Source organism: Candidatus Magnetaquiglobus sp. (assembly GCF_058402785.1).
Map to the genome: position 1 here is coordinate 25,903 of NZ_JBZVFG010000020.1, position 26,448 is coordinate 52,350.

The window sequence follows — 26,448 nt, forward strand, 5'->3', positions numbered from 1 at the left end:
ATGAAATCCGAACGGTTGACCACCGAGTTGACCCGCATCCGCTCCCTGCTCGAGGAGCCGCGTCCCGACCTGCGCGGAGCCTTCATGGCCACCCGCGAACTTCTGACGCGCGGCCCCTGTCAACGAGAGCTGGAAGAGATCCGCGAGGCGGCCATCCTGATCCTGGAAAAACTCACCCTTTCCGCCCTGAACAGCGAACGCGACCGCCAAGTGCAGGTGAGTCGCCTGATCCGGGCGATCCGTCGCGTGGATCGACTGGACTCCGAAACCCTGCTGCCGATGATCGAGGAGATCGCTCCCTGGATCGCCGAGGCGGCCTTGCGGGGTGGACGGCGCGAGCCGTTGCCAAACTTCGAACCCGAATTGATCACCGAGGCGTTGCGTGCCCTGAACGCCTGGGAGAACGGCGACGATCCGGACGAACCCCCACCGAACCTGGTCCTCTCCTCCGGGGGCGCCGAAACGCCGCTCAACATGCGCTGGCACGACCTCTATCGACGCCTGGGGCGGATCATCACCACCGAACACCGGGGAAGATCCTCCTGGGCGCGGGAACGCAAGGCGCTCACCGAAGCGGTGGCCACGTTGGGCGCCGATCTGGTGGAGGCCTCGGCGTTGATCGGTCGCAAGGACGGCGCCACCACAAGTTGGGCACACGGTCTGAGCGACGAGGTGTTGACGCGGCCCGAGGCGGTGATGGAGGCGTTGCTGGCCGAGGAGCAGGGTTACTGGGAACGGGTGACGGAACTCGAAGAGGCGTTGGCGCGCAGTCAGGCGGTGGTCGGCCAGTTCCAGAACCTGTTGCGGCGCGCCGAAAATGCCTTGATGGCCTCACGGGATGAGACCTTCGTCGATACGGCCACCGGACTGCCGAACCGTTTTGCCTTTCTGGCCCGGTTGGCCCGGCAGATGGAACCGCCATCCGGCGAAAAGAAGCCTCGGGATCCCTTTTCGTTGATCTTCATCCAGGTGGACGAGCATGGGGCGTTGACCCAATCGTTGGGTCGTGACCGGACCGCCCAGGTGCTCACCGCGCTTGCGACCCGGCTGGCCCTGCTGCCGGCCCCCGAGGATTATCTGGCCCGCTGGAGCGAAGAGAGCTTCGTGATTCTTTGTCCTGGCGTCGATGGTCCGGCGACTCTGACAGCAGCCAGGACGCTGCACGCCTCCCTGGCGCGGGAACGGTATGAGTTGATCGATGCGTTGGTGACCTTGCGCCTGGGCATCGGGGTGGTCGCCTGGCGCGAGGGTCTGGGTCTGACCGAGGAGCGTATGCTCGCCCTGGCCGAGGTCGAGGCCAAGGCCGCTCTCGGGGATGGTTCCCCGCCGGTGCGGCTGGCCGAGCCGAAGTCATGAGTGGTTTGACTTCCTGAGCGCAGGTGCTAACATCGACTGAAGAAGCGTTTGTCGATAGAACCAACGCTCCTTGAACCCAATGGGATTCCTCTTTTTTACGACGAGCCGGTACACGCATGTTTTGCACCCAATGTGGAACCAGAAACGAGTCGGACGCCAGGTTTTGTGGCCAATGCGGCTTGGTGATCGCACCCGCGACCTCCCCCATGACATCCCCAACCGCGGAGGTGGCCACGATCCGTCATGCCGGGTTCTGGTTCCGGGTTCTGGCATCCCTTGTCGATACACTGCTTACCCAGATCGTGACCGTCGTGATCGCTTTTCCCCTGGGCTTCGCCGTGGGCGCCTCCCTGGCCGAAAGCCATACGCAGGATGAGATCATGTCCATCGCCGGAGCGAGTGGCTATCTGTTGGGAATCCTGGTGAACTGGCTGTGGTTCACGGTGGGGGAGTCCTCCCACTGGCAGGCATCCCTCGGCAAAAAGATGTTCGGTTTGCAGGTGACCGACGAAGAAGGGCAACGCATCGGTTTTGGCCGCGCGAATATGCGCTACTGGTCCAAGATCCTCTCCGCGCTGCCGTTGCTCGTCGGCTTCATCATGGTGGCCTTCACCAAGAAAAAGCAGGGACTGCACGACAAGATCGCCGACACCCTGGTCATTCACCGTCCGGCTGCTTGATGGACGAACTGCTTTTTCTCGCCCACCGCATCCCCTACCCCCCGCGCAAGGGGGACAAGATCCGCTCCTATCACCTGTTGCGAGCCCTTTCCAGCCACTATCGCGTCCATCTGGGGGCCTTCATCGACGATGAGGCGGACCGGAAGCACGCCGAAACCGTGGCCGGCATGTGTGGCGGCGAGACCTGTCTGGTCCGGCTCGATCCGATCACCACCAAACTGCGCGCCTTGAAGGGACTGCTCACCGGTCAGGCGCTCACCCTCCCCTATTACGACCATCCGCACATGCGTTCCTGGGTCGCATCCCTCCTGGAACGCCATCCGATTCGCCGGGTGGTGGTCTATTCGGCAGCCCCGGCCCAGTTCATCCTCGATTGCGACCCGGCGATCCGGCGGGTGATCGACTTCGTGGATGTGGATTCCGCCAAGTGGGCCGCCTATGCCGAACGGCGCCGTGGCTGGACCCGCTGGCTTTACCGGCGCGAGGCGCGCCTGCTTCTCGAGGCCGAGCGCGCCATGGCCATGCGATGCGATGCGGCGTTGTTCGTCAGCGCCCCGGAGGCGGCGTTATTCAGACAATTGGCGCCCGAGTGCGCCGGCAAGACCGGCTATTGGGAGAATGGGGTGGATCTGGACCATTTCTCACCCGTCCGCGAATATCCGAACCCCTATCAGCCGGACGATCTGCCCCTGGTCTTCACCGGCGCCATGGACTACTGGCCGAACGTGGATGCCGTGACCTGGTTTGCCCGCGAGGTGTTCGGCGCGATCCGGTCGCGGGAGCCGCGCGCCCGCTTCGTGATCGTGGGAGGTCGGCCCGTGCCGGAGGTTGTGCGCCTTCAGGGATTGTCCGGGGTCACGGTGACCGGTCATGTTGCGGATGTGCGGCCTTGGATCGTCTGGTCCAAGGCGGCGGTGGCACCGTTGCGCATTGCCCGCGGGGTTCAGAACAAGGTGCTGGAGGCCATGGCCTTGGCACGTCCGGTGTTGGCCACCTCGCAGGCCATGGAGGGGATTCGGCATGACGCCCGATTGCGGCGTTGGGTGGCGGACTCTCCGGAGGGGATGATCGACAAGGGGTTGGCGTTGTTGACGGACGCGGACGGTGGGGAGTGTGGGCGGTTGGGTCGGGAAACGGTGGAGCGACAGTATCGTTGGGCGGACAATCTGGCCCGTGCCCTGGCGGTGGTGGGGGGTGAACGGACGGATGGCGTCGGCTGATCGCGGTCGCCGGGGAGCATCCGTGGCGACCTCTGGATCCATCAGGCCGGTTCGCGCTGGATCCATGGTCGGTTCGCGCTGGATATCAGGCCGGTTCACCCAAAAAAAGCCTGGTGGAACGCATCCACCAGGCTTTTTTTCCTTTCCCCAAACGGGAGACGACTGACCGCCCCGAGGACGGGCAGATCGTAACCTCCCGCTGGGAAAAGCTCTGAAGAGAACGGATCAGTGCAGCTGGGGCTGTTTTCCGAGCTGCGTCACCGCCTCCTGAACCATGCGATTGGCATCCTTCGCGTTGATCGATTTGGCGATCAACTTCTCTGCGGCCAACATCGACAGATCCACCGCAGCGTCGCGCACCTCTTCCATCGCCTTCTGTTTGGCCTGTTCGATCTCCAGCAGGGCGGCGTTCTTCTTTTTGGCAAGCTCCTTGTTAAGCTCCTCCAACGCTTGCTCGCGATAGCGGTTGGCCTCCTGACGCGCCTCGTCCAGAGTCTGGGCCGCCACCTGACGGGCCGCCACCAACTGACCCTGATAGTTCAACAACAACCGCTCCCCCTCCTTGCGCGAGGCTTCGGCCTTCTGCAAGTCATCGGCGATGCGACTGGCGCGGCTGTCCAGAATGGTGATGATCGGCGGCAGCACGTACTTCTTGAGCAGAAACATCAGCAAGAAGAACGACACCACGGTCCAGAAGATCTGGGACTCGAACACACTGGGCTCGAATTGCGGCAAGCCCGACGACGCGGCGGCGCCCCCCGCCGAGGCATGCGCCGAGGCAATCATCAGCCTTTACCCATGATGATGAAGGCCAGAACCAGACCGTAGAGGGCGATGGCTTCGACGAACGCGGCACCGATCCAGACATACTTGGAGAGCTGACCCTCCGCGCTCGGCTGCCGCGCGAAGGCTTCGATGGCCTTGCCGAACATGTAACCCAGTCCGATACCCGCGCCACCCAACCCCGTGGCGGCCAAACCCATTCCGATAAAAGAAGCGGGAAGGCTTTCCATGATTTTCTCTCTCCTCATGCCAACGCAAAAAAAAACGGATCCAAGGGACAAAATAACCTCACATCGCCGATTCAGTGCATGTGCAGCGAATCGTTGATGTAGACACACGTCAGGATGGTGAAGATGTAGGCCTGGATGAATCCGATGAAGATCTCCATGCCCGTGAAGACCACCGTGAAGCCGAACGGCAGCCAGGCACCGAACCACTCCAGGGTGGCGGTGAAGAAGAACAACACGCCCAACACCGTGTGACCGGCGGTCATGTTGGCGAACAGACGCACCGACAGGGAGATCGGACGGGCGAGAAAGGAGATGATCTCGATGGGGACCATCAGGGGGAGCAGGGCCGGCGGCAGGCCATGGGGCACGAAGAAGCCCAGAAAGTGCCAGCCGTGATGCAGGGCGCCGAGAAAGATGCAGAAACCGAAGATCCCCAATGCCAGGGTACCGGTGACGATCAGTTGCGAGGTCACGGTGAACGAACCGGGGATCAGGCCGGTCCAGTTGCAGAACAGGACGAAGAAGAAGAGGGTGAAGATGATCGGGAAGAATTTTTTTCCTTCGTGGCCGATGATCTCGTTGATCATGGTATCCACGAACAGATAGGCGGCCTCGGCCACGCTCTGGAGACGTCCGGGGACCAGGGTAGGATTTTTCAGCGCCAGGTGGAAGAGTCCGATGACCACGCCCACGACGATCCACATCCACAGGACCGAATTGGAGATGGATATGTCCAATCCGAGCGGGGTGATGTTGATGTAGTTGACCACCTGGAAATGGTGCAGCGGATCCATTTTCGGGGCGGTGTTTGCCACTTCTTGGGCAGCCCCGGCATGTGCGGCGGCGATGAGCGATAAATCCATGGACGCTTGGCCTCCATCGTCTACGATCTGGGTGGTTCCTCCGGGCGATTCGCGTCGCGAATCGTCTCCCCCCGGCCTATTCCCTCCCTACCGGGAGGATCCTGCGTGGCAATGCGATACATATTCCGGAAGCCGGCGGCCAGACCGAACATGAAGAAGAGGACGGTCAGCCACGGCTTGGTGTTGAACCAGTAGTCGAGCAGATACCCGATACCCCCGCCCACGAACACCGCGGATACCAGTTCGGTGCTCATGCGCATGCCCATTCCCAAGCCTTGCGGCGCGCCACGCCCGGTATCGCGCTTGGGGATCTCCGGTGGTGTGCGGTGCATCATACTAGTAAAGACCCGTTTTCCGTGTCAAGGTCTGACTCGGCGCCAGACGCGTTTTCCATTCGGGATTCCTGAATTTTTTTACGCAACGTATTCCGGTTGATGCCGAGCATGCGCGCGGCCTTGACCTGATTGCCGCGGGTTTCGCGCATCACCCGTTCCAGCAGCACCCGTTCCACCCGTCCCATGATGGCGTCGTGGAGATCCTCGGGTTCCCGACCGGGATGGACGGCCAGATGCTGGGTGATCGCCTGTTCCACCGCCGCTTCCAGGGTGATCGGTTCGCTTTCGCCGCCGGTGACCGCGGGCGCCGCGCCAGGGACGCCGCCGCCGGGGGAGCCGACCCGCTTGCCGGCTGAATTGGGCAGTTGCAGGTACTCCGGATGGATCAGCACCCCGGGGGTGAGGGCCATCAACCGGTAGATCAGGTTCTCCAGTTCGCGCACGTTTCCCGGCCAGTCGTAGGCCATCAGCCTCTCCAGGCTCTGCGGGGTGAACCGCTTGGGCGGGAGGTTCATCTGCCGGGCGGCGCGGGCCAGGAAAAACTCGGCCAGCACCGGAATATCCTCCAGACGGGAGCGCAGCGACGGGACATGCAGCGGGGTGACGTTCAGGCGGTGGTAGAGATCCTCGCGAAACCGTCCCGCGGCGATGGCCGCCGGCAGATCCTGATGGGTGGCGGCGATGATGCGCACGTCGGCGCGCAGGGTCTCCGAGCCGCCGACGCGGGTGAAGGCGCCGTTTTGCAACACCCGCAGCAGCCGGGTCTGGGCCTCCAGCGGCATGTCGCCGATCTCGTCGAGCAGCAGCGCCCCCTCGCGGGCCCGTTCGAAGTGACCGACATGACGGGCGATGGCGCCGGTGAAGGCCCCCTTCTCGTGACCGAACAGTTCGCTTTCGATGAGATTGGCCGGAATCGCCGCCATGTTCACGGCAATGAACGGGCCGTTGCGGCGCGGACTGTTGGCGTGGACCGCGCGGGCGATCAGCTCCTTGCCGGTGCCCGATTCGCCGTGGATCAACACGGTCATCTCCGAGTTGGCCAGGCGACCGATGGTGCGGAACAGCTCCTGCATGGCCCGCGAAGCGCCGATCACCCCGCCGAAACGGTCCATTTCGCGGGCCGGATCCCGCGGCGCGGCCCGTTGGGTCTGTTCCAGGGCGCGCCGCACCAGCTCCACCACCTGATGGATGTCGAACGGCTTGGCCAGATACTCGAACGCGCCCCCCTCGAAGGCCTGCACCGCGTGACGCAGGGTGCTCTGGGCGGTGATGACGATCACCGGCAGCCACGGGCGACTGGCCTTCAAGGTTTTCATCACGTCCAGGCCCGATCCGCCGGGCATCATGATGTCGGTGATCACCAGATCCCCGGCCCCGTTGGCCGCGAAGTCGAGCAGCGCCCGACCCGAATCAAAGGCGCGCACCGTGAAGCCGGCGCGGGTCAGGGCCTGTTCCAGCACGAAGCGTACCGCGCGGTCGTCGTCGGCCACGAGAATGGTACGTGTGCCGCTCATGGCGACCCCACCGGCAGCAACACGCGAAAGATGGTATTTCCGGGCATGCTCTCCATCTCCATCTGACCGCCATGGGCCTGGATGATCTTCTGGCTGATCGACAGTCCCAATCCCGTGCCGCTCGCCTTGGTGGAGACGAACGGCAGAAAGATCCGTTGACGCATCTCCTCGGGGATGCCCGGACCGTTATCGCGCACCTCGACCTCGATGTGGCGGCGCCGGCGTCCCTGTTCCATGCGGGTGCGTTGTGAGAAGCGGGTCAGGATGCGCACCTTGCCATCGGGTCCGGCGGCCTGCATGCCGTTCTTGACCAGATTCAGGAACAGCTGGATCAATTGATCCCGATCCCCGCGCACCGGCGGCAGCGACGGATCGTAATCGGCGATCGGCGCCGGGCGTTCACCGGAGCTGATGCACACCCGTCCCACATGATCGAGGATTTCGTGGATGTTCAGATCCTTTTCGCGCACCAGCTGTTTTTCGGCCAGCCCCAACAGATCGTCCAGCAAACGGCTCACCCGGTCCACCTCGGAGCGGATCAGCTCCACGCAGGCGGCATCCGCGCCGCTGGCCCGTCCTTCCAGCAACTGGGCGGCGCCGCGGATTCCGGCCAGGGGATTTTTTACCTCGTGGGCCACGGTCATGGCCAGATCGCCCAGGGAGTCGAGGGCATCGTGAATCCGTTTGCCCTCTTCGATGCGCTCGGTGGCGCCAACCTCCTCCATTTGCAACATCGCCCCCATCCAGGCGCCATCCGGGGTGTGCAGCGGAACCGCCGTCAGGGCCACGGCCACGGTCCGTTCCGGAGAGGGGTTGAGGCGCGCGTCGCGAATCCGGCAGGGGGTGTTGAGGGCGCGGGCGCGGGTCAGAAGATCCATGGCCACCGGATGACCGGGAAGCAGGGCCTCCAGCCGCACGCCGATCAGCCGACCGCGTGGTTTGCCCAACAGTTTTTCCGCGGCGTCGTTGACCGCGCGCACCACGCCGGCGGCATCCACGCCCACCACGCCCAGGGTCATCTGATCCCAGAGCGACACGGGCGTGAAGAATCCTTCGCGATCCAGGGGGTTGCTCATGCCGCCCGTTCCGCCGCCTGATCGAGAAATTCCCGCAACATGGTCAAGACTGCCTCCGGATGAGGTGCGTGATTGATCCGATCCCGAAACGCGGCTCCGTCCGGATACCCGCGCGTGAACCACCCCAAGTGCTTGCGTGCCAACAAATGTCCGCTTCTCGGGCCATGGTGGGCGATCATCGCATGAAAATGGTCGATGATCACGGCGCCCCGTTCCGCCAGCGAAGGCAACGCGCCCGGCGTGCCACAAGCCAGATACCGGGCGATCTGTGCAAACAGCCAGGGACGTCCAAGCGCGGCACGTCCGATCATGATGCCATCCACGCCCGTATTTTTCCACCATTTTAATGCCAACTCCGGGGATGTGACATCCCCGTTGCCGACCACCGGGATCGACACCGTGGTCTTGATCGCGCCGATCGCCTCCCAATCGGCCATGCCCGAGTACATTTGCGCGCGGGTGCGGCCATGCACGGTGAGCATGCGCATGCCCGATTCCTGGGCGATGCGGGCCATGGTCTGGCCATTGCGGCTGTTGTCGTCCCACCCCAGGCGGATCTTGACCGTCACCGGCACCTTGACCGCCGTGACCACCGCCTCCATGATCCGCGCGGCGAGCCGTTCGTCACGCAGCAGGGCGGCCCCCGCGCCGGTTCCGACGATCTTTTTCACCGGGCAACCCATGTTGATGTCGATGATCTCCGCGCCCAGATCTTCCTGCATGCGTGCCGCCTCGGCCATGGCCACCGGATCGGCCCCGGCGATCTGCACCGCCAGGGTGGCATCCGGGGTGGCCCCTTGCGACATTTTCAGACATTTGGCAATGCCGCGGATCATCGCCTGGGAAGCGATCATCTCCGAGACGGTCAGGTCCGCGCCGTAACGGGTGGCCAGGGCGCGAAACGGCGCGTCGGTCACGCCGGCCATGGGCGCCAGCAAAAGGGGTGGCGTGCCGTTGGCGCGGGGTGCGAAAAGTCGTTCAACGGGATCGGAGAGGGTCATTCCGAAAACGTGCTCCCTTTAAGAATATCGAGATTCCCACTGTTGCAGGGGGCCGGGGACCGCAAGGGGAGATCATCTCCCCAATCCCCCATGACACTTTGTCGACCACCTGGACCGCAAGGGGAGATAATCTCCCCAATCCCCCATGACACTTTGTCAACCACCTGGACCGAATGATACCATCTCCCCCCATGAACACATCCGACCCCACACACATCATCACCGGCTCCGATCCCACCATCACCAGCCCAGCACCCACCCCCCTGGCCGGTCACTCGGCCCAATTTCTCGTCGGCGCCGTATCGCGTCACCAGTTCCCCTCCGACGACCTGCCCGAAGTGGCCTTCGCGGGCCGCTCCAACGTCGGCAAATCCTCGCTCTTGAACCGCCTGCTCAACCGCCGCAACCTGGCACGGGTCAGCCGCACGCCAGGCCGCACCCGCGAAATCAACTTCTTCGCCATCCGCGAACAGGCCCGCTTCGTCGATCTGCCCGGATACGGCTACGCCGCCGTGGGACGTGATCAACGCCTGGTCTGGGATCGGGTCGCCGAGTCCTACTTCAAGGAACGACGCTGCCTGCGCGGGGTGATCCTGCTGATCGACCTGCGCCGGGGTCTGCTGGAGTCGGACCTGGAGCTGATCGCCTACCTGGAAACGCGCGGCATCGGTTTTCTGCCGGTTGCCACCAAGATCGACAAACTCAACGCCAATCCACGCCGTCAGGCCCTCCTCACCCTGGAAACAAGCCTCAAGGAGCACACCAAACTGGCCATGGCCCCACCCCTGGCGGTCTCCTCCCTGGACGGCACCGGCATCCCCACCCTCTGGGAACAGCTGGAACGGATCCTGGCCACGACGTGATCCAATCTTACCATGGACCTCCCTTCGGGAGTTCCATGGTCGGGGGGTAAGGGGGTTCTCCCCCCATGGTGCGGTTTAACACTCTGGTTCCCCATAAAGCCGCTCCAGAATCGCCACGATGCGCGCACCGGTGCGTCCGTCCCACAACTCCGGGATCGCCCCTTGTTTCCACTTTCCAGCGAACAAACGCTCCAACGCCGGCGGTATCGCCCGCGGATCGGTGCCCAACAGCTCGTTGGTACCCATGGTCACGGTCTCCGGGCGCTCGGTGGTGTCGCGCAAGGTCAGACACGGCACCCCCATCACCGTGGTCTCCTCGGTGATGCCGCCGGAATCGGTGATCACCGCCTTGGCGTGACGCGCCAGATGATTGAACTCCAGATAGGGTTGCGGCTCGACCAGGATGAGGTTTTCCGGAAGCCCGGCCAACCCGCGCAAGGTCCGACCGGTGCGGGGATGAACCGGAAAGATCACCGGCAACCCCCGCGCGCCCGCGCCGATGGCCGCGAGCAGGGCGGAAAGCGACGCCTCCCCATCCACATTGGCCGGACGGTGCAGGGTCAACAACAGATAGCCGCCGGCCTCAAGGCGATGTTCATCCCAGAACGGTGGCGGGCGCAGGCGGGACAGATTGGCCAGCAAGGTATCGATCATGGTGTTGCCCACGAAAAAAATCCGCTCCTCGGCAACACCCATGCGGCGCAGATTGTCGTTGGCCACGCCGCTGGTGGTGAAAAAATGGTTGGTGATCGCGTCCGTGACCATGCGGTTGATCTCCTCGGGCATGGTCCAATCCCCGGAACGGATCCCTCCCTCGACATGGGCCACCGGAATGCGCAGCTTCTGGGCGGCAATCGCGCAGGCCATGGTGGAGGTGACATCCCCGACCACCACGCACAACACGCTTGGCGCTTCCAACAGCAGCCGCTCGTAGCGGATCATGATCGCCGCAGTCTGTTCGGCCTGGGTGCCGGAACCCACCTCCAGATTGACATCCGGGGCCGGGATGTTCAGCTGGGTGAAGAACTCCCCGGACATGCGCGCGTCGTAATGCTGACCGGTATGCACCAGCCGGTGCCGCAGACGCGCTTCGCCCGGCGCCCGGTTCAGCAGGGCGTGCAGGATCGGCGCGATCTTCATGAAATTGGGTCGCGCGCCGGCGATGATGTCGATCAGGGGCGGGATCATGGCAAAGGCATCCAGGCTTTGAACGCGAAAAATCGCTTATCGTAAAAGCGCGCGAAAAGATTGACGAAAAGCTTCCAAGGGCTTTGCCCTTGGATCCCATCAAAGGACCATTGCCCCCCTGGACCCCGCCCAATGGAGGGGCCTGAATCGTTACCATGGCACTCCCGAAGGGAGGTCCATGGTACGGGGGGTGAGTGGGTTCTCCCCCCATCATGCCAGTTACGCTTTTGGTTTCGATCCATGATCGGGAAAACCATGGCTGCGCGAATCCCCGCAATCCATCCGTGGCTCGCTCACTCCTTGGTGGGCGTGCCGGTCGGCGGACTCACGCGGGAGAAATCGACCGTGCCCGGCTCGAACCGTTTGATGGCGTCGAACGGGCCGCGCAGCGTCCACGGCTGGGTCAAACCCTGATACCGTTCGACATCGATCGCCACCCCGCGCACGGCGGTGGTCACATCGACGTTCAAGGCGGCTTCCACCTGCCGTTTGGCGCAATCCACCTCGCCGGAGCCGGTCACCAACAGATCCGGGCCGGTGGCCTTGAAACCGGTGATGCGTGCCTTGCCATCGCCGAGGCGAACCGTCGCGTCCAAACCGTTGAAAACGGTCTCGTCCGCGCCGGAGGCCGGCGCCCTTTGCCGGGTGAACTGGGCATGGGCCTGACGCGCCTTGCCGACCAGATCCAGCCCGGTGACCACCCCTTCCGCCATCTCCAGGCCGATCTCGCCCTCCAGGGCGCGCCACATCGCCAGCCGCTCCCGGCCACGGGTGGTCAAGCGAGCCCGCCAGCCCCCCTTGCCATCGACACCGCTCCAACCGAACCCCTCTTTCAACAGCGGTCCGACGCGAATCCCCTCGGCCTGCTGCTCGATCCGGGTCACCGGCTCCGCGCCGCGTTGATCGATCTCGATCACCGTGCGCATCCGGCCTTCATGCGCGCCAAACGTGACGGGATCGATGCGCATCACCCCATCGCTGGCCGCGAGCAGCAGATCCAGATCGGTCAACTCCCCCTTGGGGGTGATCAGACGACCGGCCAGGAATCGACCCTCCACCCGCCAGTCACGCGCCGGCATGGGCAACCACCCATCCGCGCCGCTCTCGGCCTTGACCCCGCCGGAAAGCAGCGGCACGAAGCGGGTCAAATCCAGGCTGTCCACCCGTCCATCGAAGCGCAGCCGTGTTTCGTCCATCGACCAAGCCGCGGAGCCGGTCAGATGGCTGTCATCCACGCCCACCTCCAGACGCGGGATCCGCCAGGTTCCGTCCTTGAGTTCAAAAGCCATCTCGGCCTCGGCCCCGGCGCACACCTTGCCATCCGCGGGGGCGGGTATCGTCCGTCCCAGGGCGATCAACAGCGCCCGAAAATCGAAACGTCGCGCCTCCAGGCTCCCCTCGATCAGCAGAGGTCGCGCCGCGGCGCGCATGTCGCCGTTCACCTTCAAACCCGCCGGCCCTTCGATCTCCAGGTTATCCAGATCCAGAACATGGCGCGAGGGATCGGCGCTCAGATCGGCTCGGACCAGCGCCCGCACCCCGGCGGGTGGGAGAGAATTGGCCTTCAGGAGCAGGTTGAGCCGCGCATGGGGCGCGGCCAGACGACCGGAGTTCAGATCCATCTCCATGCCGCCCTGGAAACCCAGGGTCAACTCGCGCATCCACTCGGCATCCGACCAGAGGTTGGCGTTGAGTTCCACCCGCGACCAGGCCGCCTGCCGGGCCCGCGGATCCAGGATCAACTCGGCCTGGAGTCCGGCCTTGACCTCCTTGACCATGCCGTTGACCACCCCGGAGGCAAGCTGAAGGGTCAACCCCTCGATGCCGATCCGGCCTTGGGAGAGGGGTCGCAGCTGGGCTTTCATCTCCAGGCGACCGTTGGCGCCATGCCCGGCCTCCAGAAAACGGCTCGAACCGGTCACGGTGACCGGTCGGCCCGGATGAATCGGCCCGGTCTTGAAGGCCCACGGTTCGAGCTTGAGATCCAGGCCGGCCTGCCGGTCATGCCAGAAGAGCGTGGCCTGGGCGATTTCGATGCCGCCGATGGAGAACCCCAGCAGACGGTCGAGCAGGGAGGCGGGATGGGCCACCGGTTCCGTGTCGCCGGTCTTTCCCCCCGGACTCGGAGAGGCCAGGAGTGCCGACCAGTTGGAGCGTCCATCCGCCAGGGTGGCGAGGCGCAACCGCAAACCGGTCAGTTCCGCACGATCCATCTCCACCCGACCGGAGAGCAGCGGCATGAGTTTCACCCCCATCACCAGGCTGCGCGCCTCGGCCATCGGCTCGACGCCGAACGCCGGGTCCTCCTCCAGGGAGAGGTCGCGCAGAATCAGCTCCAGGCTCGGGAAAAAGGCCAGGCCGACCTCGCCGTGAATGGTCAGCGTCCGACCGGTGGCGTTCTTGACCAGCGCGCCGATCGGCGCCCGGAACTGGTTGGGATGCACCAGCACCGGCACGGCGACAAGCAAGATCATCACCAGACCCGCCAGGCCCGCCGTCACCCGCAAAACACGTTTCAGGGTTGGATTCATCCCCTCACCCCCGCCCAGCATGCTCACCCGGATGGCCGCCTGATTCGCCCTACATGATCCGCAACCGTTTCACCGGTTCGCCGCTCACAAGATGGGTCTCGAAGATCTCCGCGACATCCTTGGGCTTCACCCCGCCATACCAGACCCCGTCCGGATAAACCACCACGGTCGGTCCCTTGTCACACGGACCCATGCAGAAGGTACCGGTCACCATGATCTGTTCGAACAGACCCCGCTTCTCGATCTCGCCGGCGATCGCCTCGTAGACCGAACCTGCCCCGGCACCGCCGCACGAGCCGCGCGGATGGCCCGGCGGACGCTGATTCATGCACACGAAGAGATGATGTTTGAGTTTCATCGCGCCAATTTCCTCTCTGGTAAAAAAAAGCGGTTCATGTTCAATGGGGGTTGATTTTGGGTGCCAAATCCCTGAAAGTCAATCAAAAGAGATTTTGTCCAAGCGCGTGGGCGTTCCCAATGGATTCCAGGAGCGCCTCCCCAACCGGAGCGAAAATGGCGGTGCGTGGATTGGGGCTTGCTGTTTTGGAGAATCATGATATGCTAATGTTCGAATCGACAACACGCAAGACGCGAAAGCGATAAATATAACTTTTTTAAATTTTTCAACCGTATCCGCCGCGAATCGCCTTCGGTCCCAGACCACGGCGCGACGCGGCGTTATCGATCCAACCGGGTCACGACTCCCCCGACTGGATCCAGAATGGTTCAGAATTCTTTGTCCGCGAAATGTTTCGCCCCCTTTCATCGCACGTTTGAGGAGATGTCATCATGCCGAGTTTTGAACTGAACGGCCGCACCTACGAGACCGACGAGGACGGTTACCTGGCCAACCTGACCGACTGGAGTCAGGATGTCGCCGGTTATCTCGCCAAGACCGAAGGCGTGGATATGTCCGAGTCCCACTGGGAAGTGGTCAATTTCCTGCGTGAGTACTATGACGAATACAAAATCGCCCCGATGATCCGCATCCTCACCAAGGCCATCGGCAAGAAGCTCGGCAAGGAAAAGGGCAACACCAAATACCTGTACGACCTCTATCCGGGCGGACCCGCCAAGCAGGCCTGCAAAATCGCTGGACTCCCGAAGCCGACCGGCTGCGTGTAATCCCAGGATCGGGCCACACCTCAAAAAAGATCATCAACCGTCCGGGCGCTTTTTTTCAAGCACCATGCGGACGGGGTCGAGATGGTTGCCGATCCATGGATCACGGGATTGGATCGGCAACCCATTTCCAAGCCTCATCCCTTTTCTTGACATGGGGAAAGCCGGATGTTGACCTTCCTCGCCTATATTGTTCTGGCCATCTTCGTCCTCGGTTTCGCAAGCCGGATTTTCGTTTACGCCCGCTCCCCCGCGCCGCTCAAAATCGCCACCACGCCGGCTCCGACCACCCTGCCGGGTGTCGCCTGGCGGCTCTGCACCGAGGTCTTCTTTTTCAACAGCCTCTTCAAGAGCGACAAACTGGCCTGGGCCGGTGGCTTGGCCTTTCACGGAGCCATGGCCGTGGTGCTGATCCGGCATCTGCGCTATTTCGTCGATCCCCTGCCGGCCTTCGTCGGGCCGTTGCAGATCTTCGGCATCGTGGCCGGCATCGTCATGGCGGGGGCTCTGGCCTTTCTGCTGTTGCGCCGTCTGGTCTTCCAGCGGGTCAAGCACATCTCCTCCAAGGCCGATTATCTCTTCCTGGTGTTGCTTCTGGCCATCGCCGGATCCGGTTTGTTGATGGATTTCGCGTTGCGTCCCAACATCGTGGCCATCAAAAGCCATCTGCTGACCATGTGGAGTTCCGTGACCGGTCTGCCGCCGCTCAACTCCGCGGGGGATGTGATGTTCCTGTTGCATCTGCTGCTGGTCGGCCTGCTGCTGGTGGTCTTCCCCTTCAGCAAGCTGATGCATGCCGGCGGGATCTTCTTCAGCCCGACGCGCAACCAGGTGGACAACCCCCGGGAAAAGAAACACGTCAACCCCTGGGCGGAACCGTGACCTGATTCGGAATCGCAACGGCTCGTCTTCATGATTTGGATGATCGCAACCTTTTTTCAGGAGTCCTCGCGTGGCTGACTATCATGTTCCCGTTGTCGGGGATGACATCAAGACGCCTGATCTGAAAACCGGCACCATGGCGCATCTGGCCCCTTATCCGGCCACGGCCAAACATATGGATCCCATGGGTTTTCCTGGCGAACGGGTGGAAAACTGGCAGCAAAAGGGCATCGAGAAGCTCGGTGAGTTGCTCAAGAAATACCGCTCCTTGCAGGTCTATCTGGACATCTGCGTCAAGTGCGGCGCCTGCACCGACAAGTGCCACTACTATCTGGGCACCCAGGACGCCAACAACATGCCGGTGCAGCGCGCGGAGTTGATGCGCGGCGTCTATCGCCGCTACTTCACCCCGGCGGGCAAGATGTTTCCGGGTCTGGTGAATGCGGTCGATTTCGACGAAGAGACCCTCAACAAGTGGTTCACCTATTTCCACCAGTGTTCCCAGTGTCGGCGCTGTTCGGTCTTCTGTCCGTTCGGGATCGACACCGCCGAGATCACCATGGCCGCTCGCGAGATCATGAACGCCATCGGCGTGGGCCACAAGTATTCGGTGGAGATCATCGGCAAGGTCCATCAGATCGGCAACAACCTCGGCATCCCGAAACCGGCCTTGAAGGGAACCCTCGAGTTTCTCGAAGAGGAGATCCTGGACACCACCGGTCACGACGTGCGCATCCCCCTGGATCAGGAGGGTGCCGACGTGCTGTTGGTCGCTCCTTCCGCCGACTTCTTCAGCGAGCCGCACATCCAGTCCCTGATGGGCTATGCCAAGGTGTTCCATCAAGCCGGCATCTCCTTCACGATCAGCTCCCATGCCTCGGAAGCGGCCAACTTCGGCATGTTCATCGGCTCGTATGACCAGCAGAAGAAAATCGCCAGGCGGGTGGTCGAGCAGGCCCGTGCCTTGAAGGTCAAGCGTCTGGTGGTGGGCGAATGCGGACACGCCTGGCGTGTGGCCTACGCTTTCTGGAACACCCTGAACGGTCCGTTCGATTTCCTGGATCCCCGGTATCCGGCTCCGCAACACATTTGCGAGTTCACCCATGACCTTCTCAACCAGGGTGCCCTGACCCTCGACAAGGAGGCCAACGATCCATACCGGGTCACCTTCCACGATTCGTGCAACGTGGCGCGTGCCACCCGCATGGGTCCGAAAGCGGGCGGGCAGTTCGAGATTCCGCGTGATCTGATTCGTGCCAGTTGCAACCATTTCGTGGACATGGACGAGGACACCATTCGCGAAAAGACCTTCTGTTGCGGCGGTGGTGGGGGGTTGTTGACCGACGAGTTGATGGATCTGCGCATTCGCGGGGTGCAGCCGCGCGTCACCGCCTTGAAGCGGGTGATGGAGAGCGACAAGGTTAACTTCATGGCATTGATCTGTGCCATCTGCAAGGCCCAGTTCACCAAGGTGTTGCCCATGTATGGGATCCCCATGGAGATGGTGGGTGGGGTGCATCAATTGGTGAGCAATGCGATTCAATTGGGTGCCAAGAAGGGTGTGGTGTAGAAAAAGACGGGGTAACTTGCATGATGGGGGGGAGAACTCCCTCATCCCCGACCGTGGTTCCACGGTCACGATGCAGCCTCCCCACTCTTGCAGAGACGGGGGACCGCAAGGTCTCCGGCGGAGGTTCGGAGGCAGAGCCTCCGAGGTTTGGCTTTTGCTTTTCAAACCGCGCCTATTTTGAAATGCGTCGTTTCCCGCAAGGCCACAGTGCAAAAAAGCCGCGCGCGGCGCCTTTTTCGCAAAAGACGCGAAAAAGGCTTCTTTGAGAAGAGCGCGCTAAAATCAAAAGCTAAAGTCCCAAGGGCTTTGCCCTTGGATCCCACCAGGGGCCATTGGCCCCTGGACCCCGCCAGGGGTAAGGGGGGGCTCCCCCCGTCATGCAGGTAAACGGATCGGGTCCAGGGGCCAATGACCGCGCGATCATCGCCCTGGACCCGCAATACTTGAATTCTCAACTTCCCATCGCGGTTCCCACCGCCGAAAGCCCGACATATGAGCCGAAACGACGGACGCCAACCAGACGAAATGCGGCCCGTGACCATCACCCGCCCCTTCAACCACCGCGCCGAAGGCTCCTGCCTGATCGGCTTTGGCCAAACCCGAGTCATCTGCACCGCCTCGGTCGAAGAACAACAACCACGCTGGATGAAAAACCAGAATCGCGGCTGGGTGACCGCCGAATACGGCATGATCCCCCGAGCCACCCACGACCGCACCACCCGCGAGGCGAGCCAGGGCCGCCAGGGCGGACGCACCCTGGAGATCCAACGACTGATCGGTCGTTCGCTGCGTGCGGTCACCGACCTGACCAAACTGGGCAAACGCACCATCTGGATCGATTGCGACGTGGTGCAGGCCGACGGCGGCACCCGCACCGCCTCGATCACCGGTGGCTTCATCGCATTCATGGACGCCTGCCGCTGGCTGGAAAAACAGGGACTGATCAAATCCCTGCCCATCACCGATTTCGTGGCCGCGGTCAGTTGCGGCATGGTCAAGGGAACGCCTCTGCTGGATCTGAACTACAAGGAGGATTCCGACTGCGAAACCGACATGAATTTCGTCATGACCGGTAGCGGAAAATTCATCGAAATCCAGGGCACCGCCGAAACCACCCCCTTCACCCTCAACGAATTCAACGCCATGGCCAACCTGGCCAGCAAGGGAATCGGCGAACTGATCGCCCTGCAACGCAAGACCTTTCTGGGTGAGCTGTCCGCGTGACCGGACAACAGGCCGGCATCCCGATCACGCTCTACATTCATCTCCCCTTTTGCATCCGCAAATGTCCCTATTGCGATTTCCACTCGCTCCCCGACCGACTCGGGGACGAGTCGGCCTACGTGGCGCGTCTGAGCGAGGAGTTGCGCCATTGGCGCGCCTTCGCCCGTGGGGATGATCGCCCCCTGCACGCGATCTTTTTCGGGGGAGGGACCCCTTCCCTGCTCAACCCGGCGGCCATCCAGACGATCCTGGACGCGGTGCGAACCCTGTGGCCCCTGGAACCTGGATGCGAAATCACGTTGGAAGCCAATCCGGAGTCGTGTCCGCGCGAGAAGATGCCCATCTGGCGCGAGGCCGGCATCAACCGGGTGAGTCTGGGGATTCAGGCTCTGGATGACGAGCGGTTGCGGCTGTTGGGGCGGCCCCACGATCGGGCGCGCGCTCTGGATGCGGTGCGAGGGTTGTTGGAGGCTGGTTTCAGCCATCTCAACGCGGACTTGATTTATGCCACGCCGGGCCAGACCCTGGAGGCTTGGGAGGCGGAGTTGCGCGAGGCTGTTGGTTTGGGGTTGGGTCATCTCTCCGGCTATGCGTTGACGCTGGAGGAGGGCACCGCGTTTCAGCGTCGTTACGCTGCCGGACGCATGGTGATGCCGGATGAGGGGTTGGCGCTCGAGTTTCTTGGTTTCACGCGGCGCTTTCTGGCCGGGCACGGCTATGATCCGTATGAGGTCAGCAACTTCGCCAAACCTGGGCAGGCGTGTCGTCACAATCGGAACTATTGGGCCTATGGGGATTATCTGGGCATCGGGTCCGGCGCGCATGGCAAGTGGCGCGACGAGGCGGGTGTGACCTGGCGCTGGGCCAATTCAACGGATCTGACGGGTTATTTACACGGATCGTTTGCCACGCCCGAGCCTTTGTCCAAGCGGGAGGCGGGGATGGAGTGCGTGATGATGGGGTTGCGGATGACGGTTGGGGTGGAGCGTGCGGGGTATCGGGCGCTCACAGGGGTGGATTTGGTGGAAGCGCGTGGCGCGCGGGTGTGGGAGTTGGTCGAGGCGGGGTTGTTGGAGGTGGATGAGGCGCGGGTGCGGGTGACGGAGGTTGGCGTTGCCTGTTTGGATGCGATCGTGGAGCGGTTGACCGGGTGACGGCGGGATGGGGTCATCACGGAGGGTCCGGGGGCAGAACCGCCTCCGGCGGCCTGATTCCGGGCCATGTTCGCGGCATCGCCGGACGAATGGCACGTCAGCACATAAGCCGCCTCCCGCAGCTTTGGTTTCTTGGGCCATGTTCGCGGGAACGTTTCGCCAAAGACGCGAAACATTCCCGCAGCCAAGGCAGCGTGCGGCGCATTTTTCGCAAAAATAGCGAACAATGCTTCTTTTGAAGAGTGCGCTAAAGTCAAAGGAAAAATCAAAACCCTGGGAGAGTAATCTCCCGAAGCCTCTCTTTGTTTTACAAATAAAAACTGAAAATCAAAAGATTGGTGCGGATCGGAAAGCAAAGTCCAAGTCGAGACCTTGGAGGCTCTGCCTCCAAACCTCCGCCGGGGACCTTCGGGCCCCCCATCCCCCGCAAACGTTTTTCTCACCGCCACATGCCAGCCGGAATCGGCCTGGCGATCGCCCGCCGCAACCGCGCCAGAAACCGATCCCTCGGAATCGGACGGGCCCCAAACCGTAACAGATGATCCGTGGCCACCTGACAATCGATCAACTCAAAACCCATCTCCACCAACCGCCGCATCAGAAACACAAAGGCCACCTTCGAAGCATCCGTCCGTACCGAAAACATCGATTCACCAAAAAAAACCGCTCCCAATGCCACGCCATACACCCCACCCGCCAAAAGGGGCAACCCGCTCTCCTCGTCCAGGATCCACGCCTCCGCCGAATGGGCCAACCGCAACCGGTGCAGACGAATGAAGGCACGCTCCATCTCATGGGTGATCCAGGTGCCACTCGCCTCCCGCGCGGCGGCACAACCACGAATCACCTGGTCAAAGGCACAATCGAACGTGACGGTATACGTTCCCCGCTTGATGGTCTTCTGAAGACTGCGCGAAATGTGGAAATCACCCGGCTCCAACACCACCCGCGGATCCGGACTCCACCACAAAATCGGCTCTCCCTTGGAATACCACGGAAAAATCCCCTCGGCATAGGCAGCCACCAACCGCCGGGGCGACAGATCCCCACCCACGGCCAACACCCCCTCGGGCTCGGCCAGACTCGGATCCGGAAAATAAGGCTCGGGCTGCAAACGAAAGATGGGCATGACCTCAATGCGCCTCGGCCCAGTTGGCGCCCACCCCCATGTCCACCCGCAAGGGGACCGACAGGTTCATGGCCTGCTCCATGGCGTCGCGCGTCACCGATCGGACCCGCTCCAGCTCGGCTTCGGGAACCTCCAGCACCAGCTCGTCATGGACCTGGAGAATCAGGCGGCTCTTCAAGCCCGCATCCCGCAAGGCACGCTGCAACCGGATCATCGCCAGTTTGATCAGATCCGCGGCAGACCCCTGCAACGGCGCGTTGATCGCCGTGCGCTCGGCCAGCTCGCGCAGATTGCGGTTGGTATGGTCGATGTCCGCGACAAAACAGCGCCGTCCGCCCAAGGTTTCGACATAGCCATGCTCGCGGGCGAAGCGGATGGTCCGCTCCATGTGCGCCTTCACGCCGCTGTAGCGGCTGAAATAGAGGTCCATGTAGTTGAAGGCCTCGCCCACCGAAATCCCCAACCGCTTGGCCAGACCATAGGGACTCATGCCGTAGATCAACCCGAAATTGATGGTCTTGGCCAGGCGCCGCGCCTCGGCGTCCACCTGATCCGGCGCGAAACCGAACAGCTCGGCGGCGGTGGCGGCGTGGATGTCCAGCCCCTGCTCGAAGGCCGCCTTCAAACGCGGAATGTCGCCCAGATGGGCCAACAGCCGCAACTCGATCTGGCTGTAATCCGCGGAGAGCAGCACCGAACCGGGCGGCGCGATGAAGGCGGCGCGAATCGCCTTGCCCTCGGGACGACGCACCGGGATGTTCTGCAGGTTGGGATCCGAGGAGGAGAGCCGACCGGTCAGGGTGGCGGCCTGGTTGTAACGGGTGTGGATGCGTCCGGTTCGCGGATCGAGCTGGGCGGTCAGGGCATCGGTATAGGTGGATTGCAGCTTGGTCAGACCCCGATACTCCAACACCAGACCAGGCAGTTCATGCCCCTCCTCGGAGAGCCGGGTCAACACCTCGACATCGGTCGAAAAGCCGGTCTTGGTGCGCTTGCCCCCCTTGATCCCCATGCGGTTGAACAGGATCTCCCCGAGCTGCTGGGTGGAGTTGATGTTGAACTCCAGACCGGCCTTGTCGTGGATCTGACGGGTCAGGGCGGCGCGGCGCGCGGAAAAATCCTCGGAGAGCCGCTCCAGCGCGGCCCGATCCACCAGGGCGCCGGCCAGCTCCATCTCGCCCAGCACCGGAATCAAGGGCCGTTCGATGGTTTCATACAACCGCGTCAGAGAGGGCACCTCGGCCAGGCGCGGGGCCATCCTTTCGGTCAGAAGCCAGGCCACCTCCGCATCCTCGCAGGCATACGGGACTGCCTCGGACAGGGCCACCCGATCGAAGGTGACCTGCTTTTTGCCGACGCCGGCAACCTCCTTGAAGGAGATGGTCTGGCGTCCCAGCTCGGCCAGAGCCAGGGCATCGAGATTGTGCCGCCGCGTCTGGCCGTGCAACAACCCGGAAAGCAGCATGGTATCGCTGCCGATCCCGGTCAGGGTGATCCCATGCCGGCGCAGGATGGCGTATTCGAACTGGCTGTTCTGGCCGTGCTTGACGATGCGCGGATTCTCGAGAATCGGCTTGAGATCCGCCAGCACCCGCTCGCGGGACAACTGACCATCCGGCACCGCCTCGGGAACGTGTCCGACCGGGATGTACCACGCCTCCCCGGCCTGCCAGGCGATCGACAAGCCCACCAGCTCGGCTTGGGAGGGGTCCAGACCGGTGGTTTCGGTGTCCAGGGCAAAAGCCGGACGCAGACGCAACCGCTCGAGAAACGCCACCCAGGTGGCGGCATCGGTGATCGCCCGATAGCCGCTGCCAGGGCGTTCGCCCGCCGGCTTCAGCGGGTCGGATGGAGGGTCGGTGATGCCACCGGCTGACTGACCGCCTGGGACTTGACACGGGTCGGTCCGCTCGGGCGGGATGACGCGCTCCGCAGCTGCCGGCGCCCAGCGATCCAGATCCCGCAACTCGGAGAGAAACTCCATCTCGGTCAACAAAGCCCGCAACGCCTCCCGATCCGGCGGACGACGCTTGAGCGCCTCGGGCTCGAAAGGCAGCTCCATGGCATCATCGACCGTCACCAGCCGCAACGACAACCACGCCAGACGGGCCACCTCGGGATCGCTCAGGGTCTGACGCAACGCCGGTCGGCTCACCTCGGCCACGCGGGCGAACAGAGTTTCCAGGTCGCCGAACTGCCCGATCAGACCGGCGGCCAGTTTCGGTCCCACCCCCGGCACGCCGGGAATGTTGTCCGAGGTATCGCCGATCAGCGCCATGGCCTGGGTAAGCCGCTCCACCGGCACGCCCCATTTCTCCTGGACCTCGGCGGGTCCGATCCACTGCTCCTTGCCGGGATCGAGAATCCGGATCCGCTCGGAGACGATCTGCGACAGATCCTTGTCCCCGGTCACCACCACCACCTCCCACCCGTCGCGTTCGGCGGCGCGGGCCAACGTGGCGATCAGATCATCCGCCTCGTGCCCCCCACGCTCGAAGATCGGCACGTTCCAGGCGCTCACCAGCCGCCGGATCACCGGTACCTGCGCCTTCAGATCATCGGGCATCGCCTGACGGTTCGCCTTGTACTCCGGATAGATCCCGTGCCGGAACACCGGACCCCCGGCATCGAACACCATGGCCAGGTATTCCGGCTTGTGATCATGCACGACCTTGCGAATCATCTTCAGGAAGCCGAAAATGGCATTCGTGGGAAAACCATCGCGTCGGGCCAGTTGCTTGACGCCGTAAAAGGCCCGGTATAAAAATCCGGAGCCATCCATCAAAAACAGCCGGGGTGTCGTCATGAAGTCCAGATCATCCTCCATCGTCATTCAGGGTCGCTTGACCGCCCGTTCGCCGTTTCTGGCCCCGCTTCTGGCCCTGCTCGTGGCGCTTTCGACCACCGGTCTCGCCCGGGCCGCCGAGGTCCGCGCCGGGGGCCATCCCGTCCCCGCCAAGGGACCGCTGGTCTCGGAACTGCGCGAGGAGGTGGAGTCCGACAAACCCGGACACATCACCGTCATCCGCAAATACGAGGATGCCCAGGGCAATCAGGTGCGCGAATTCAGCTCCCAGGGCGCGGTCTATCAGATCCAGGTGGTGCCCGCCAATGGACCGACCTACTATCTGATCGACACCGACGGCGATGGTCTGTTCGAGTCGCGCAGCAACGGTTATGAACCCTTGACCGTGGTTCCGCAATGGGTTCTGTTCCGCTATTGATCCATCCCGCCTGATCGTCACCTTTGACCACCTCCGTTCGCCGCTGGCCGATCGCCGGTTTCTACGCCTGCTACTTTGCCGTGGTGGGCGTGTGGATCCCCTATTGGCCGCTCTATCTGGCCCATCTGGGCCATGGCGCCCAGACCATCGGCCTGTTGACCGCCCTCACCCAGTGGATCCGCATCCCGGCCCCGCCCTTCTGGGGCCACCTTGCCGACCGGGGCGGTCGCCATCCGGTGATCCTGGGCACCAGCCTCGGCGCCCTGGCCGCGTTCTCGCTGTTTTTCATGGACTCCAGTCTGCTCTGGATCTTCGGGGTGACGGTCCTCTACAGCCTCTTTCACACCGGTCCGCTCGCCCTGGTCGATGCCACGGCCATGGAACAATCCATCGCCCACCACTGGGATTACGGACGCCTGCGCCTGTGGGGATCGTGGGGGTTCATCGTCTGCTCCCTGGGCGGCGGCCCGTTGAGCGACCAGTTCGGGCTCGGCGCCATTCCGATGCTCATCGCCCTGCTGTTGGCCCTGACCGTGCTCTGCACCACCTGGCTGCCGCGCACCTCGATCCGCCACGACGCGGGCATCCGCTTCTGGACCCTGTTCGAGCGGACCGACGTGCGCTGGTTCTATTTCAGCGCCACCATGATGCAGTTCTCCCACGGCGGCTATTATGGTTTCATGTCTCTGCATCTGCAACACCAGGGATTCTCGCGCACCGCCATTGGTCTGTTGTGGGCGATCGGGGTGCTGGCCGAGGTGGTGTTGATGAGCCGTTCGCGTGCCTGGATCGAACGGATCGGCGTGGCGCCCCTGCTGACCCTTTCCCTTCTGTTGGCCACGCTGCGCTGGTCGGTTTATGCCACCACCGTGGAGCTGGTCTGGTTGGTCGGCGCACAACTGCTGCATGCCTTCACCTTCGGGGCCTTTCATGTCGCCTCGGTGCGACGCGTGCATGATTTCGCCCCCGAGGCCGCGCGCGGCGTGGCCCAGGGGTGGTTGGCGGCCCTCTCCTACGGGGTGGGGGGCGGCATGGGCATGGCCCTCTCCGGAGTGCTCCTCGAACATGCCGGCCACGCGGCCATGTTCGGCATGCTGGCTCTGGCCGCCGGCGTGGGTACGCTCGCCTCGCGCCGCTCCGAACGGTTGCTGGCGGGTCACGCTGCCTCCACCCTCCCGGGACCCGAAGCGCCCGATCCCCGCACTCCTCCCTGGAACCCTTGAGATCCGGACATGAACCCAAACCCTCCGCCTCCCGTTGCCGTGATCCCAAGGCCGGACTTGAAAGCGATGCTCGGACTGGCGCGCACCCTGCGCCGTCTCGCCCTCGCCCACCCGCATCCCCTCCCGGATGCCCCGGATACCGCCCGCTTCGATCCGGGTCACGAGGCGGTGATGATGGGCTATGATTTTCATCTTACCCCGGAGGGTCCGCGGCTGATCGAGATCAATACCAATGCGGGCGGCCTGTTGATGGCCCACGAAACCCGCCATCCGGATTTCGCCGCTCGGGATCCCGCCGCCACCCGGAACGATCGACGCCTGACGCGCCTGATCGACACCTTCCGCACCGAAATGGCCCTGTTCACGGGGAGTCCGACGCGCCCGCCCGGTCTGATGGCGATCCTCGACGAACAACCCGAAGCGCAGTTCCTTTACCCCGAGATGGTGGTCGCCGCCCGACTGTTCGCCGAGGCCGGCATTCCGTGTCGGATCGTCGCTCCCGGCCACCTCGACGCGCGCGCGGACGGGGTGTTTCTCGACGGGCAACGGGTGGAGCTGATCTACAACCGCCACTGCGATTTCCACCTCGAAACCCCAACCCTGGCCGGACTGAGAACAGCCTGGCTCAACCGTCAGGTCTGTCTGACCCCCAATCCGCGCGCCTATGGCCTTCTGGCCGACAAACGACGCCTGATCGGCTGGTCGGACCCGGATCATCTGCGCGCGCTCGGCTGTTCCGAGACGGAGGTCGCCCGGATCGTCACCCTGGTGCCCCGGACCCGTCTGCTCGCCTCCCTGGATCCCGAAACGGTCTGGAAAGAGCGTGCCCGCTGGGTCTTCAAGCCCGGCTTCGGAGGTTTCGGCGGACGCGGGGTGCTGATCGGCGACAAGATCAGCCGAGCCCGCTTCGCGACCCTGGATCCGGCCACCACGCTGGTGCAACGCCATGTTCCGCCGGCCTTGATCCCGGTGACGGGCGCAGCGCCTCTCAAGAGCGATGTACGCCTGTTCATGTACCGGGACCAACTGCTCGGAATCGGCGTGCGCGGCTATCGCGGTCAGGTGACCAATTTTCGGGAACCAGGCAACGGTTTTCTGCCGGTTCGAATCGATTGATCGTCTGGCAGGGTTTACCAGACCGAATAAAACCCGTAAACTTCCAAACTGGGGGAAGAACCCCCCAACCCCCACCGTGGATCACGCTTTCGACGATCCACGCCGCACGGGGGATGATCCATGCCCCAATGTGAATGCGCAAGCCCGTAAGCGCGCGTCCGATG

General features: G+C 63.2%; 24 protein-coding genes. 12 read left to right on the top strand and 12 right to left on the bottom strand.

Going from position 1 to position 26,448, the window contains the following annotated elements:
* The 3 genes from ACV4UY_RS08575 (at position 1) to ACV4UY_RS08585 (ending at position 3,256) form a co-directional block, all read left to right on the top strand.
* Positions 1-1,356, top strand: a complete 1,356-nt coding sequence (locus tag ACV4UY_RS08575) for a GGDEF domain-containing protein (protein WP_491607188.1) — start codon at positions 1-3, stop codon at positions 1,354-1,356.
* Between the two features lie 116 nt (positions 1,357-1,472).
* Complete coding sequence (locus tag ACV4UY_RS08580; protein WP_491607189.1) at positions 1,473-2,036, top strand: RDD family protein; 564 nt, start codon at positions 1,473-1,475, stop codon at positions 2,034-2,036.
* A complete protein-coding gene (locus ACV4UY_RS08585; protein WP_491607190.1) occupies positions 2,036-3,256 on the top strand; it encodes a TIGR03087 family PEP-CTERM/XrtA system glycosyltransferase in 1,221 nt (406 codons plus the stop codon). The genes ACV4UY_RS08580 and ACV4UY_RS08585 overlap by 1 nt, the downstream gene beginning before the upstream one ends.
* A 225-nt stretch (positions 3,257-3,481) precedes the next feature.
* Here the strand turns inward: ACV4UY_RS08585 and atpF are convergent, their stop codons facing one another.
* The 7 genes from atpF to dusB all read right to left on the bottom strand — a co-directional run bounded on the left by atpF (position 3,482) and on the right by dusB (position 9,058).
* A complete protein-coding gene (gene atpF / locus ACV4UY_RS08590; protein ID WP_491607191.1) occupies positions 3,482-4,042 on the bottom strand; it encodes a F0F1 ATP synthase subunit B in 561 nt (186 codons plus the stop codon).
* Complete coding sequence (gene atpE / locus ACV4UY_RS08595) at positions 4,042-4,269, bottom strand: ATP synthase F0 subunit C (protein WP_420904298.1); 228 nt, start codon at positions 4,267-4,269, stop codon at positions 4,042-4,044. The genes atpF and atpE overlap by 1 nt, the downstream gene beginning before the upstream one ends.
* 71 nt (positions 4,270-4,340) lie before the next feature.
* On the bottom strand, positions 4,341-5,132 hold the full coding sequence (locus ACV4UY_RS08600) for a F0F1 ATP synthase subunit A (RefSeq protein ID WP_491607192.1): 792 nt from the start codon (positions 5,130-5,132) through the stop codon (positions 4,341-4,343).
* A gap of 20 nt (positions 5,133-5,152) precedes the next feature.
* The gene (locus tag ACV4UY_RS08605) at positions 5,153-5,467 is read right to left on the bottom strand and encodes an AtpZ/AtpI family protein (RefSeq protein WP_491607193.1); all 315 of its coding nucleotides are present in this window, start codon (positions 5,465-5,467) and stop codon (positions 5,153-5,155) included.
* Complete coding sequence (gene ntrC, locus ACV4UY_RS08610) at positions 5,464-6,981, bottom strand: nitrogen regulation protein NR(I) (protein ID WP_491607194.1); 1,518 nt, start codon at positions 6,979-6,981, stop codon at positions 5,464-5,466. Before ntrC ends, ACV4UY_RS08605 begins: the two co-directional genes overlap by 4 nt.
* A complete protein-coding gene (locus ACV4UY_RS08615) occupies positions 6,978-8,057 on the bottom strand; it encodes a two-component system sensor histidine kinase NtrB (protein ID WP_491607195.1) in 1,080 nt (359 codons plus the stop codon). Before ACV4UY_RS08615 ends, ntrC begins: the two co-directional genes overlap by 4 nt.
* Positions 8,054-9,058, bottom strand: coding sequence for a tRNA dihydrouridine synthase DusB (dusB, locus tag ACV4UY_RS08620; RefSeq protein WP_491607196.1), 1,005 nt, complete (start codon positions 9,056-9,058; stop codon positions 8,054-8,056). The genes ACV4UY_RS08615 and dusB overlap by 4 nt, the downstream gene beginning before the upstream one ends.
* 191 nt (positions 9,059-9,249) lie before the next feature.
* On the opposite strand from dusB, the gene yihA reads away from it, so the two are divergent.
* The gene (gene yihA, locus ACV4UY_RS08625; protein WP_491607197.1) at positions 9,250-9,921 is read left to right on the top strand and encodes a ribosome biogenesis GTP-binding protein YihA/YsxC; all 672 of its coding nucleotides are present in this window, start codon (positions 9,250-9,252) and stop codon (positions 9,919-9,921) included.
* A 75-nt stretch (positions 9,922-9,996) separates the two neighbouring features.
* Here the strand turns inward: yihA and wecB are convergent, their stop codons facing one another.
* From wecB to ACV4UY_RS08640, 3 genes are all read right to left on the bottom strand, one after another.
* Positions 9,997-11,109, bottom strand: a complete 1,113-nt coding sequence (gene wecB, locus ACV4UY_RS08630) for a non-hydrolyzing UDP-N-acetylglucosamine 2-epimerase (protein WP_491607198.1) — start codon at positions 11,107-11,109, stop codon at positions 9,997-9,999.
* Positions 11,110-11,402: 293 nt separating this feature from the next.
* Positions 11,403-13,640 carry an AsmA family protein gene (locus ACV4UY_RS08635; RefSeq protein ID WP_491607199.1) on the bottom strand — a complete coding sequence of 746 codons (2,238 nt, stop codon included), beginning with the start codon at positions 13,638-13,640 and terminating at the stop codon, positions 11,403-11,405.
* A 49-nt stretch (positions 13,641-13,689) separates the two neighbouring features.
* Positions 13,690-13,998 carry a (2Fe-2S) ferredoxin domain-containing protein gene (locus ACV4UY_RS08640; protein WP_491607200.1) on the bottom strand — a complete coding sequence of 103 codons (309 nt, stop codon included), beginning with the start codon at positions 13,996-13,998 and terminating at the stop codon, positions 13,690-13,692.
* A 431-nt stretch (positions 13,999-14,429) separates the two neighbouring features.
* Here ACV4UY_RS08640 and ACV4UY_RS08645 point away from each other — a divergent pair, with 431 nt between their 5' ends.
* From ACV4UY_RS08645 to hemW, 5 genes are all read left to right on the top strand, one after another.
* The gene (locus ACV4UY_RS08645) at positions 14,430-14,765 is read left to right on the top strand and encodes a TusE/DsrC/DsvC family sulfur relay protein (RefSeq protein ID WP_420904288.1); all 336 of its coding nucleotides are present in this window, start codon (positions 14,430-14,432) and stop codon (positions 14,763-14,765) included.
* Positions 14,766-14,930: 165 nt separating this feature from the next.
* Positions 14,931-15,644 (top strand): respiratory nitrate reductase subunit gamma, encoded by a 714-nt coding sequence (locus ACV4UY_RS08650; protein WP_491607201.1) that lies wholly within the window; start codon positions 14,931-14,933, stop codon positions 15,642-15,644.
* Between the two features lie 70 nt (positions 15,645-15,714).
* Positions 15,715-17,214 carry a sulfate reduction electron transfer complex DsrMKJOP subunit DsrK gene (dsrK, locus tag ACV4UY_RS08655; protein ID WP_491607202.1) on the top strand — a complete coding sequence of 500 codons (1,500 nt, stop codon included), beginning with the start codon at positions 15,715-15,717 and terminating at the stop codon, positions 17,212-17,214.
* A 525-nt stretch (positions 17,215-17,739) separates the two neighbouring features.
* Positions 17,740-18,438: a ribonuclease PH gene (rph, locus tag ACV4UY_RS08660; RefSeq protein WP_420904305.1), complete on the top strand. Its 699-nt coding sequence runs from the start codon at positions 17,740-17,742 to the stop codon at positions 18,436-18,438.
* Positions 18,435-19,592 carry a radical SAM family heme chaperone HemW gene (hemW, locus tag ACV4UY_RS08665; protein WP_491607203.1) on the top strand — a complete coding sequence of 386 codons (1,158 nt, stop codon included), beginning with the start codon at positions 18,435-18,437 and terminating at the stop codon, positions 19,590-19,592. Before rph ends, hemW begins: the two co-directional genes overlap by 4 nt.
* Before the next feature lie 439 nt (positions 19,593-20,031).
* On the opposite strand, the gene aat is transcribed toward hemW, so the two are convergent.
* Positions 20,032-20,721 carry a leucyl/phenylalanyl-tRNA--protein transferase gene (aat, locus tag ACV4UY_RS08670; protein ID WP_491607204.1) on the bottom strand — a complete coding sequence of 230 codons (690 nt, stop codon included), beginning with the start codon at positions 20,719-20,721 and terminating at the stop codon, positions 20,032-20,034.
* A 4-nt stretch (positions 20,722-20,725) separates the two neighbouring features.
* Positions 20,726-23,527, bottom strand: a complete 2,802-nt coding sequence (gene polA / locus ACV4UY_RS08675; RefSeq protein WP_491607205.1) for a DNA polymerase I — start codon at positions 23,525-23,527, stop codon at positions 20,726-20,728.
* Here polA and ACV4UY_RS08680 point away from each other — a divergent pair.
* Genes ACV4UY_RS08680 through ACV4UY_RS08690 form a run of 3 tightly spaced genes read left to right on the top strand, consistent with a single transcriptional unit; the run spans position 23,526 to position 26,284 of the window.
* Positions 23,526-23,945, top strand: a complete 420-nt coding sequence (locus tag ACV4UY_RS08680; RefSeq protein WP_491607206.1) for a DUF2782 domain-containing protein — start codon at positions 23,526-23,528, stop codon at positions 23,943-23,945. The two genes, polA and ACV4UY_RS08680, sit on opposite strands and share 2 nt — an antisense overlap.
* A 23-nt stretch (positions 23,946-23,968) precedes the next feature.
* Positions 23,969-25,168, top strand: a complete 1,200-nt coding sequence (locus tag ACV4UY_RS08685) for an MFS transporter (RefSeq protein WP_491607207.1) — start codon at positions 23,969-23,971, stop codon at positions 25,166-25,168.
* A 9-nt stretch (positions 25,169-25,177) separates the two neighbouring features.
* A complete protein-coding gene (locus ACV4UY_RS08690) occupies positions 25,178-26,284 on the top strand; it encodes a hypothetical protein (RefSeq protein ID WP_491607208.1) in 1,107 nt (368 codons plus the stop codon).
* The last annotated feature ends 164 nt before the right edge of the window (positions 26,285-26,448 follow it).